The following is a 10,723-nucleotide window of genomic DNA, read 5'->3' on the forward strand; positions in this document are numbered from 1 at the left end:
AGACTGTGGGACTCACCATGACCGAGATATTAACGCTAGTAAAAACATTTTGGCCGCAGGGCTTGCGGTGTCAGTCCGGGTCGCGACCATAAGACCAGAACAGAGTAAATCTGTTAAGGCAGGTGCGAAAAATCCTTCGGGAAAGAAGCAGAAACCCAAATCGTGAGGTTTGGGAATCACCGTCCGTTTACGGCGGTGAGGATGTCAACCACCGCATGGGAACAATAGCGGGAAGCTTAGACACCAGAAAATTTTGACCATCGTGTAATAATTCCCAGGGTAGATGGACTAATCTTTTGCTGGTGCTGATGGCCAGAACTATTTTCTCTCCCCGGTGGCTATCTAATTCGTTCTGGAGGATGCGCTCCGTACCATCTAACCATCGGTACAAACCTTGTCCTGTTTTGGCGTGATCTTCCGGTAAACGAGTATAGTAATCGGTGTCGGCCTTTTTACTGAGGTTGTCTATTTCACTCAAGGATCTTGTGTAGAAATCAATCTGGTTGGGGTTATCCCAGAAAAATCGGAACTCAACGCTGTTGCTACCCCTCTCCTGAAGGTCAATATGCAGTATATTCATGATTTTTCTTGTTCCAAGAGTTTTTGTAGTTGCTCTAGGGTAGCATCTTTGAGCAGCAGGCGATCGCCGTTTTTGCTGACAATCAACACCCGTTCGATTTTCGGGGTTTCGGGAGAGTCAATTTTTTGCTTTGATTGGTAAAATTTCTCAGCGATGGCGATTGTTCCGCTAATAATGCCGATGATGGTGGCGATGGTAGCAAGGGTTCCCTCTCTCTCCGCTTCAGAGATAACTTCGTAGCTGCCTTGCACCCCTTCCGTCTCTAGGATATCCTGAGCAACTTTGATAGCATCGGCTCCTTGAATTTCTATCTGCATCAGTTTTGTTCCTCCTGTCAGTACCCCAGCAAAATGATCCTAAATCCGTTTATTAAAAACTGATTATCTATTCCCCCTTTTGCTTGTCCTGATATGTAGCCTATACTCAACGAATTTAGCACGAAACCCAACCAATGTCCTATTATCAAATAATTATAAATGATTTTGCCTGGTTATTGGATGGGGTGTTGGGTAACAGTCGTCAACCCAACCTACCTTCCGCGCTTTCTAGCTGTCGGTTCTAAGAGTTAGATTACCAAGTACAAGCTGAGCTAAGTCATCAGCTTTCTTTGATTGTTCTGCCGCCAATGTCCTTAGCGTAAACTCTTGTTCGACAGCATCTCCAATTTGTGTTTGAATCTCTTCTGGGGGAACAATTATTTGTAATTCTAGTAATCTAGACGGGCTAATTCTCTGTCGCCCCGTTGCACCAGTAACGTTTGCTGTCGCTTGTCGGGTAAAATGATCAGAACGTAAAGCCCGAAAAAGGTAATAAAGATTAATCTCGGCTTGTGATTTTTTTCGCAAAACAATAAATTCAGTTGAAGCTACTGCGTTAGTTACATCTTGAGTTACTAGCGCAATCTTTTTGTTGGCCAAGCTGGGCATGATCTTGGCGAAGAGAATGTCATTCTTTTGAAAGCGATGTTTTGTACTTCCAATCTCATTTCCTTGATTAAGTTTAAGAGTTAATATATAGCCATAAATATCATCTACTTCTCGTAAATCTATATATTCAAATATTTGACCAGCATATCTACTAGAGCGTGGATTAACGCTTCTTGATACAACATCTACAAAGTTTCCTAAAGGCTGCTGTTCAAACTCACCTATTTGCTCATGCAAATATTGTGTATAAGCTGCACCAGCATCAACTGTATCGATACTACGGGCTGATTCTTCAGTGATTGTTAATATTAAAGGGTCTGGTTTAATTAACTCAATAGTCATTGCAATTCTAGTTTTACTCTATGATAGGCTTCCGCGATAACAGGTAAATCATTGAGATCAGTTTCTCTATAATATTTTGAGGTAATGTCATAGCCAACGTGTTCTGCTTGTGCTAAAAAACGCTTTTTATTGTCTCCAGTAGTCTTCTTGAGATACAAAACACAGGTTCTAGCATTAGACCCCCCAAACGGCTTAAATGATCCGACAGGTAAGCTTATACAACCATGAATATGTGTACGAGATTTCACAAAGTTGCGAACTTCAGTCTCGGAAACTCCGCTGGCAACACCATGGGGCAAAATAACTAGCAAACGTCCAGTTTCAGGCTTTAATAGTCGAATTGCTCTCTCAAGAACCAAATAGTCTGAACCTTGAGCAGCTTTACCTCGTCCTAGATAATACCGGTTTAAAGTAGCAGAATCTTCATAGGGTATATTGAACGGGGGATTAATGAGAATTACATCAAACATTGCTGCGTTATTTTGCTCAATATTTAAAAAATCAGTTCTGCGTCCATCTGTATTCTCAAAAACATCTTCTCTAATTGAATCTCCTGTATAAATATGTTCATAGCCATCACCATGTAAAATCATATTTATTCGACATAAAGTGGCTAACCGAGGATTTATCTCAATTCCCCATAGATTATTCGTGACAAGATTACTAACTAAATGATCTTTTTCATCTTGGCTAGAATCAAGAAATCGAATTTTTTTGCGGACATTAATAAACGCTCTAATAAGAAAACCACCACTTCCGCATGATAAATCAAGGACTTTTTCTCCAATTTTTATATCAGCTATCTCAACCATGAACTCAACTAATTGTCTTGGGGTTAAATACTGTCCTAAGTCCCCTCGGAGTGTTCCAGTAAGAAAGGCTTCATAAACAGAACCAACTACATCTCCTCCTGCTCCAGCCAAGCCAAGTGGTGTCTTAAAACCATAAAGACCAAAAGGCTCTAATTCACGAACAATTTTTTCAACAGTTTCGTTGCTTCTAATTTGAATTTGAGTTCCCGTAGGGAATACATTAAAAGTCTGTTTTGCGTCAGTAAACATTTGCTGTAAAGCAGCTAGAGGTCCACTGCCAAGAAGCCAGGAAGATGTAAAGCGATTGGGTGCAAGGCCTTCAGCATCTCTTTTCTCTTCGTTAAACTTACAAGTGAGAATTTTAGTTAGCTCATCAAATGCAGACTCGGCAATGAGTCCTTCTTTAGCTAACTCTTTTCGACATTCCCTAAATGCTATTTCTAAGTCACCTTTATTTTCAATAGTTACTAAAAGTCGCTCAGCAGCTTGTCGCTTTTCCAATTGAACTACATTGCTAGAGACAGTAAGTATTGTGCTTTCAAGCTCTTGCGGTTCAGGAACGGATTCTAATCCGCCAATATCGTCTCTATCCAAATAATAAATCTCCCAATCACGTCCATTAGTCAGAACTGCAATTGGTGTAGATGGTTCAAGAAGTTGAGCATAGGAAAGCGCTTGGTTAACATCCTCCTCGCTCAATCGATGCTGAATACGCTTGGTTTCAACCACAAGAGCCGGACGTTCCCCAATATAAACAACGATATCAGCTTGCTTTCTAAATCTATGTCCTGAAGTTCCAGTGATTGAGACTTTTCGACGTATCTGGTTCCTGTCGTAACCAAGCCTCATTATGAAAGGAATAACAACATTCTCAGCACAGTCGTCCTCAGAGTTCAACGGTGGTGCTTTGCGAAAAATGTCATCTAAGATAGCCTGTTTATTCAACGGCATAATAATCTATACACCTATGGGTTACACGATAACTAAGCCTACTGCAAACCAGAGCAGTAGGTAAATAGCTTAAACCGTTGCGTTGCTGTTACAGGCAATACTACTATTAACCAGCTTAGTTGGGGAAAAAATCTCAATTACCGTCAATGGTTGACCTAAGAAAATATTTCAGTCTCTCCGTCGGGAAATAACCTATTAGAGACTGAAAAATCTTAGTCATTCCATTCCCCTTTGGGTGGTACGGGGGGATTGCGTCGAAGATGACGGGTTAAGTCCTCATCCGGCTGTCTCTCTCCTCTTAGCCACTGTTTAATCGCTGTTTCGATAATGCGACTAGGATCGTTAGTCAGGTGTTTAATCTGTTCTAAAACTTCCGAGTCAAGGTGAATAGCGATTTCAACTTTCTCCGCCGTGCGCTGAGTCGGTGTAGCATTGTCGTTCATAAGCTCTATTAATGATTGCTATCTATCATTCTACCCGTCAGTCGAGGATTCTCATCCAAGAGTTTATCTAGGAGCTGCTGAAAAAAGTTTTTCGTGGTGGCAGGGTGTGGGGTGTAGGGTGTAGGGTGTGGGGTTTTACCGATTTTGAAGTAGTCAGTTACCTAATTTTCAGGGAAAAAGTCCAGGGATTTTGCCCCCGATCACTCCATAGGCACTTTTTGAGGTAAAAAAGTCTAAAAGCCTTATCCAACAAGGTTTTTAGATTTATTCAGCCAGCCCTATATATAGTAATGGGATTTGGACAAATCATAGAGCCTTTCCTTAGCCATTGCCCTTTCCCTGATTTTGTCACCATAATCAAGCCTACCATAGTTTCCTGTGGATGCCGAGAGGGGAAGCTAAGGCCAAAACCCTGACTATACTTGCAGTTTAGCTTTTTTTACCTTTTACTTTTCGCTTTTGCTCCAGCCTTAGAGACTTTACCTCTACAATGAATTAAGGAATCTAAAATTTTATAAACCCCTGACTTTTGCCAGCAGTGAACCACGATGACTGACGTTCCCGTTTCTCGCATTCGCAATTTTTCCATCATCGCTCATATCGATCATGGTAAATCAACTCTCGCCGATCGCCTCCTGCAAATTACAGGAACCGTAGCCCAACGGGAGATGAAAGAACAATTTCTCGATAATATGGACTTGGAACGGGAACGAGGTATCACCATCAAGTTACAAGCGGCACGCATGGATTATACCGCTAAGGATGGTCAAAAATACGTTCTCAATCTGATTGACACCCCCGGCCATGTAGATTTTTCCTATGAGGTTTCTCGGTCTCTAGCGGCGTGCGAGGGAGCTTTATTAGTTGTGGATGCGTCCCAAGGCGTGGAAGCGCAAACTTTAGCCAATGTTTACCTAGCACTGGAAAATAACCTCGAAATTATCCCAGTTTTAAATAAAATCGACCTACCCAGTGCCGAACCGGAACGGGTCGCGGCGGAAATCGAGGAAGTGGTGGGTTTAGACTGTAGTGAGGCGATTCGGGCCTCGGCTAAGGCTGGGATCGGTATTAATGATATTCTAGAGTCGATCGTCCAATTAGTTCCCCCTCCCCAAGATACCCTTGAAGAACCCTTCCGAGCTTTAATTTTTGATAGTTATTACGACGCTTATCGAGGGGTAATTGTCTATTTCCGCGTCATGGATGGTCGGGTGAAAAAGGGCGATAAAATTCGTTTTATGGCTTCCGGTAAAGAATTTGTTATTGATGAATTGGGAATTTTATCACCGCAACAGGTGCAAGTAAATGAACTTCACGCAGGAGAAGTGGGTTATTTGGCAGCTGCGATTAAAACTGTTGCTGATGCCCGGGTGGGTGATACGATTACTCTAACCGCTAAACCAGCACAAGAGCCTTTACCCGGTTATACGGAAGCAAAACCGATGGTTTTCTGCGGATTATTTCCCACGGATGCTGATCAGTATGCCGATCTCAAAGATGCCCTAGAAAAGTTAAAATTAAACGATGCAGCCCTATCCTACGAACCGGAAACTTCTAGCGCCATGGGTTTTGGTTTCCGTTGCGGTTTCTTGGGACTGCTACACATGGAAATCGTCCAGGAAAGACTAGAAAGGGAATATAACTTAGATTTAATTACCACTGCTCCCTCGGTAGTTTATCAGGTCACTACCACCGATGGGGAAATTGTCGAAGTGGATAATCCTAGTTTGTTACCTTCCCCACAAAAACGGGAAAAAATTGAGGAACCTTATATCCAAGTGGAAATGATTACTCCGGAAACCTATGTAGGCGCTTTGATGGAATTATGTCAAAGTCGTCGGGGAGTTTTCAAGGATATGCGTTATTTTACTAAAACTCGCACCGCTTTGATTTATGAGTTACCTTTAGCGGAAGTGGTGACGGACTTTTTTGATCAATTAAAATCTCGATCGCGCGGTTATGCTAGTATGGAATATCAATTAATTGGCTATCGGGAAAATGAGCTAGTTAAATTAGATATTATGGTCAATGGTGATCCCGTTGATGCTTTAGCGATGATCGTTCACCGGGATAAAGCTTATTATGTTGGTCGTGCGTTAACCGAAAAGTTAAAAGAATTGATTCCCCGGCATCAATTTAAGGTTCCCATTCAAGCAGCTATTGGTTCTAAAATTATCGCTAGTGAACATATTCCCGCTTTAAGAAAGGATGTCTTAGCTAAGTGTTATGGTGGTGATATTAGCCGCAAGAAAAAGCTGTTAGACAAGCAAGCAAAAGGGAAGAAACGGATGAAAGCGATCGGAACTGTTGATGTCCCCCAGGAAGCATTTATGGCAGTCCTAAAACTCGATCCTCAGTAAAGTCTAGGGGTGAGAATTAACTCACCCTTTTTAGTTTTGGCAGAGGGAAAGAAATTATTATGAAGCTTTTGAGATTATCCCATCAAGATTTATCCTCTGGATTAAGTATAGATTCTTGCGAGTTTTTTCCAGATTTTAATTTATTAGTTGGTATCTCAGGTGCAGGAAAAACCTCTATTTTAAAGGCCATTAGTAATTTAAAAAGAATCACTAACGGTGCATCTATAAATGGGGTAAAATGGGATGTAGAATTTTTAACTAATGATCATGTTCGTTATCATTGGTTGGGTGAATTTGAGGTTAGAAAAGCTCGTTCTCTCATCAAGATTGAAGAAGACGAAGTCAATAGTAATGACAGCGAAAATAAGGTTAGTATAATTAGGGAAACTCTTTTAAAAGATCAAGAGGTTTTGATCGAAAGAAACCAAGAGGTAATTGAGTTTAAACATTCAAAGACACCAAAACTACCATCTTATTTAAGCTGTATAGAGCTTTTCAATCAAGAAGAAGATGTTTTCCCTGTTCGACAGGAATTTAACAAAATGATTTTCAATCCACTTAAGTTTAATATCTCATATTCAGCAGTTGATAAAATCTTGGAAAACGACGAATATGCCAAATATAACTCTCTCTCTGAATTACAATCGAGTCAACTTCCTATTTCTGACAAACTACTGATCACATATCAAAAATATCCCGATACGTTCGAGATAATAAAGAGAAAGTTTTTAGATATTTTTCCTCAAGTTGAAGATTTAAAAATAGAATTTTTAGAACCATTGAAACTAGGTGATCTGATTGTTTCATCAAATAGAATTGTTTTACTTGAAGAGCCACCTCGCATACAAATAAAAGAAAAAAACTCTAATGTTTGGATTTTAGACCCAAATATCTCCTCTGGAATGATAAAAAGCCTGATGTTCTTAGCAACGATCAAATTATCTGCTGCTGGCAGCGTTATATTAATCGATGAATTTGAAAATAGTTTGGGGGTTAACTGTTTGGACACTTTAACAGAAGATTTATTAGTTAATTATCGAGATTTACAGTTTATTATTACCAGTCATCATCCCTATATAATTAATAATATCAGTCCTGCCTATTGGAAAATAGTCACTCGTAAAGGAGGAGTAATTCAGGTACACAATGCGGCTGATTTTCATATTTCTAAAACTCGACAAAAAGCCTTTATTGACCTTATCAATGTCTTAGAAGAATTTCTCCAAGGAATTAGTTAATCGATGAATATTTATTTTTTGGTTGAAGGAAGAAGTACCGAAAAAAAGCTTTATACTGTCTGGTTAACTCATCTTATTTCCGAAATTAAGCGAGTTTATTTTTACGATCAAGTAAATCGCAATAATTACTTTATTATTAGTGGTAATGGCTACCCCTCGATACTTGATGAGGGAATTCCTAACGCCATCGATAAAATTCAAGAAGTATCCAAATATAACTATCTAGTCATCTGTCTCGATGCTGATGAGGATACTGTCGAAGAAAGAGAACAATATGTTAATGACTTTATCACCAAAAATATTACTATCCCCGCACAACTTGAAATCGTGATAATCATTCAAAATCGATGTATTGAAACATGGCTACTAGGCAATCGTACAATATTTAATTCTAAACAACCTTTACAGGGACTTTTAGCTGATTATGTTAAATACTATGATGTTTACGAAAATGATCCCGAACTAATGGGTAGATTTAATTGCAGAAATCATGCCGATTTTCATTTGGCTTATCTAAAGTCTATTTTTGAAGCTAAAAAGTTGTCTTATTATAAAAAATTACCTGGGGTAGCTCAAGAACAATACTATCTTAATCAATTAAAAAAGCGTATCGATAAAACTGAACACTTAAAAACCTTTCAGAAATTTATTAATTTTTGTGATAATATTCGCCAAAATTTCCGATAAATTGATCTGTGGTGCTTCTGAAGAGGATGAAATATAAGCTGATCTGGCATCGTCTCCTGACTAATAGCTGATTGAGAATACAAGACTATGACAAGGCTTTTGTCCTATAAATTTCTAGGTCGGCAGATTTTTGTAGTATTGTAGTATAATGGTAACTCCAGAAAAACAATCCCAAAAGTGCCTTTAGTCTCTTCAGTTAGCAGTTACCAGATAGAAGTTAAAAATTGGCAATTTACTTGATGTTATGGCTTCCTTACGGGATATTCTCAGTTACTATCGCAATTATCAAAAAGCCGCCTTTTTGAGCATTGCTGCATCGAGTGTCTTTGAAATTATCGATCTGATGGTTCCCTATGCTGTCGGACAGATTCTTAATGTTCTTTCTCATCAGCCTTTAGATGGATTCGTGCAATCTTTAGTCGATCGCACCATGATTTTAACTCCCTTTGCCTCAGAAAAGTGGGTTAGCTTGGCAGTATTATTAGGCTTAATTTTCCTAACCACGGTAATTAAAGCACCAATTCAGCCTTGGGTGGGTGTCTGGTTTCACTGGGAAATATCCTTAAGAGCGCGACGAGATCATCTCAGAAAAATTATTGCCAAAATTCTCACCTTACCCCTATCTTTTTACGATGAAAATAATCCAGGACGCATCGCTAACCGGATCGCCAAAGGGATAGAAAATCATACTTGGACTTATCCCGAAGTGGCGGGAATGATGATCCCAAAATTGTTTAGAGTTTTCGGTATTTTTATTGTTATATGGATAATTCAATGGCAAATCGCCCTTGCTTTTCTTATTTCTTTTGTATTAATTGTAGCTTTTATTTTGAGAGATTTAAAATATTTAATGCAAAAAGAAAGAATTCTTGATCAGCACATCGAAAATACCCAAAGTCGCAATTCTGAGATTATTACTAATATCAAAACCGTCAAAGCTTTTGCCACAGAAGGACAGGAATTATATCGTCAAAAACAGCGTTTAGAGAGAGAATTTACCTACGTTATCTATCGCATTCATAAGGGTTATGTGGACTTAACAACTTGGGAAAAAACCCTCGTCCAAGCTAGTTTATTTGGAGTATTTTTCTTTACTCTCCTAGCTACCGTTCAACAGAAAATCTCGATCGGGCATTTTATCACCACCTATACCCTCGCTAGTATGGCCTATGCGGAATTAGATCCCCTATCCCAAATGGCAGAAACTTTCGCCCGTCGCTATGCTTCTATGGCACGTTTACAGGAATTTATCAACTTGCCTAGTGGCACTGATGCTGGTAGTCTTTTAGCCGATCATGCCCAACACAATCCCTATCATTTTACGGGGAAAGTAGAATTAAGTAATCTTAGCTTTGGCTATAGTCCTGAAAGAAGGATTATAAAGGATATTAATCTTCTGATTGAACCCTATCAAACCGTGGCATTAGTGGGAAAATCTGGTTCAGGAAAATCCACTTTAGTTAAGTTACTTTTCCGCTATTTTGAACCGAGTCAAGGGCAAATTCTGATAGATGGCGAGGATATTAGTCGCTTGGATGTGACTTGGTATCGGCGACGGTTAGCGATTGTCCATCAAGAAGTAGATGTGTTTAATGGTACGGTGTTAGAAAATCTCACCTACGGTAATCCTAATATTAGCTTCGAGAAGGTAGAAGAAGCCTGTAAAATTGCCCGTGTCGATGAATTTATTCAGGAATTACCTAATGGTTATTCCACTATTGTAGGGGAAAGGGGCGTGCGTCTTTCGGGGGGACAAAGACAGCGTTTAGGAATTGCTAGGGCGTTAATTGTTGATCCAGATGTGTTAGTTTTTGATGAGGCCACTTCTAGCTTAGATTATGAGTCAGAAAGAGCCATTCAACTAGCCATGAAATCCATTTTAGGCACTCGCACCACGATTATTATCGCCCACCGTCTCAGTACCGTTCGAGAAGCTGATCAAATTGTCGTCTTAGATAATGGTCGCATTGTCGAGATCGGTAGCCATGATCAATTATTAAATCAGCAGGGAATCTATCAACGTCTCCACTCTTTGCAAGAAAGTGGCGAACTGGTTTAGTCTTAAAATAGTCCCCGATAGGGGACTGAGAAAATATATCTAATGGGAGTTGATACTATGTCTAACGAAACCGTTACCTATTCCCTAGAAGCTGTTTTGACTAGGATTGAGGGGAAAATTGACAATCTCCAAAAAGATGTTAACCAAAAATTTGACAGTTTCCAAAAAGATGTTGACCAAAAATTTGAAAGTCTCCAAAAAGATTTTAACCAGAAATTTGACAGTTTCCAAAAAGATGTTGACCAAAAATTTGAAAGTCTCCAAAAAGATTTTAATCAAAAATTTGACAAAATCGACGAACGGTTAAATAAGCTAGAGGTGGGAC

8 protein-coding genes and 3 pseudogenes are annotated in these 10,723 nt (G+C 39.4%); 6 read left to right on the plus strand and 5 right to left on the minus strand.

Translation table 11 applies throughout. The features are described 5' to 3' along the window. A pseudogene (locus IQ242_RS07790) lies at positions 1–166 on the plus strand (RNA-guided endonuclease TnpB family protein); the annotation flags it as partial. A 39-nt stretch (positions 167–205) separates the two neighbouring features. Here the strand turns inward: IQ242_RS07790 and IQ242_RS07795 are convergent. The 5 genes and pseudogenes from IQ242_RS07795 to IQ242_RS07815 all read right to left on the minus strand — a co-directional run. Further along, positions 206–580 (minus strand): annotated as a pseudogene (locus tag IQ242_RS07795) (hypothetical protein); the annotation flags it as partial. After that, a complete protein-coding gene (locus IQ242_RS07800) occupies positions 577–897 on the minus strand; it encodes a hypothetical protein (RefSeq protein WP_193959572.1) in 321 nt (106 codons plus the stop codon). The gene IQ242_RS07800 and the pseudogene IQ242_RS07795, both read right to left, overlap by 4 nt. Before the next feature lie 228 nt (positions 898–1,125). Then, complete coding sequence (locus IQ242_RS07805) at positions 1,126–1,848, minus strand: restriction endonuclease subunit S (protein WP_002762203.1); 723 nt, start codon at positions 1,846–1,848, stop codon at positions 1,126–1,128. Beyond that, positions 1,845–3,611, minus strand: a complete 1,767-nt coding sequence (locus IQ242_RS07810; RefSeq protein WP_012266711.1) for an N-6 DNA methylase — start codon at positions 3,609–3,611, stop codon at positions 1,845–1,847. The genes IQ242_RS07805 and IQ242_RS07810 overlap by 4 nt, the downstream gene beginning before the upstream one ends. Before the next feature lie 212 nt (positions 3,612–3,823). Then, entirely contained in the window at positions 3,824–4,054 is a 231-nt protein-coding gene (locus IQ242_RS07815; RefSeq protein WP_046663217.1) for a type II toxin-antitoxin system CcdA family antitoxin, read from the minus strand. A 548-nt stretch (positions 4,055–4,602) separates the two neighbouring features. Between IQ242_RS07815 and lepA the strand changes: the two genes are divergently transcribed. The 5 genes and pseudogenes from lepA to IQ242_RS07840 form a co-directional block, all read left to right on the plus strand. Further along, the gene (gene lepA, locus IQ242_RS07820; RefSeq protein ID WP_002762209.1) at positions 4,603–6,414 is read left to right on the plus strand and encodes a translation elongation factor 4; all 1,812 of its coding nucleotides are present in this window, start codon (positions 4,603–4,605) and stop codon (positions 6,412–6,414) included. A gap of 59 nt (positions 6,415–6,473) precedes the next feature. Further along, complete coding sequence (locus IQ242_RS07825; protein WP_193959573.1) at positions 6,474–7,652, plus strand: AAA family ATPase; 1,179 nt, start codon at positions 6,474–6,476, stop codon at positions 7,650–7,652. Positions 7,653–7,670: 18 nt separating this feature from the next. Then, the gene (locus IQ242_RS07830; protein WP_228020873.1) at positions 7,671–8,339 is read left to right on the plus strand and encodes a hypothetical protein; all 669 of its coding nucleotides are present in this window, start codon (positions 7,671–7,673) and stop codon (positions 8,337–8,339) included. 244 nt (positions 8,340–8,583) lie between these two features. Beyond that, positions 8,584–10,398 carry an ABC transporter ATP-binding protein gene (locus IQ242_RS07835; RefSeq protein WP_193959575.1) on the plus strand — a complete coding sequence of 605 codons (1,815 nt, stop codon included), beginning with the start codon at positions 8,584–8,586 and terminating at the stop codon, positions 10,396–10,398. A gap of 57 nt (positions 10,399–10,455) precedes the next feature. Then, positions 10,456–10,723, plus strand: a pseudogene (locus tag IQ242_RS07840) (DUF4164 domain-containing protein); the annotation flags it as partial.

Source organism: Microcystis sp. LEGE 08355, assembly GCF_015207185.1.
Taxonomy (GTDB): domain Bacteria; phylum Cyanobacteriota; class Cyanobacteriia; order Cyanobacteriales; family Microcystaceae; genus Microcystis; species Microcystis panniformis.

Coding starts and splice junctions, on each gene's coding strand:
- IQ242_RS07825 (WP_193959573.1), top strand. CDS start 6,474: ATGAAGCTTTTGAGATTATCCCATCAAGATTTATCCTCTGGATTAAGT.
- IQ242_RS07805 (WP_002762203.1), bottom strand. CDS start 1,848: ATGACTATTGAGTTAATTAAACCAGACCCTTTAATATTAACAATCACT.
- IQ242_RS07800 (WP_193959572.1), bottom strand. CDS start 897: ATGCAGATAGAAATTCAAGGAGCCGATGCTATCAAAGTTGCTCAGGAT.
- IQ242_RS07810 (WP_012266711.1), bottom strand. CDS start 3,611: ATGCCGTTGAATAAACAGGCTATCTTAGATGACATTTTTCGCAAAGCA.
- lepA (WP_002762209.1), top strand. CDS start 4,603: ATGACTGACGTTCCCGTTTCTCGCATTCGCAATTTTTCCATCATCGCT.
- IQ242_RS07815 (WP_046663217.1), bottom strand. CDS start 4,054: ATGAACGACAATGCTACACCGACTCAGCGCACGGCGGAGAAAGTTGAA.
- IQ242_RS07835 (WP_193959575.1), top strand. CDS start 8,584: ATGGCTTCCTTACGGGATATTCTCAGTTACTATCGCAATTATCAAAAA.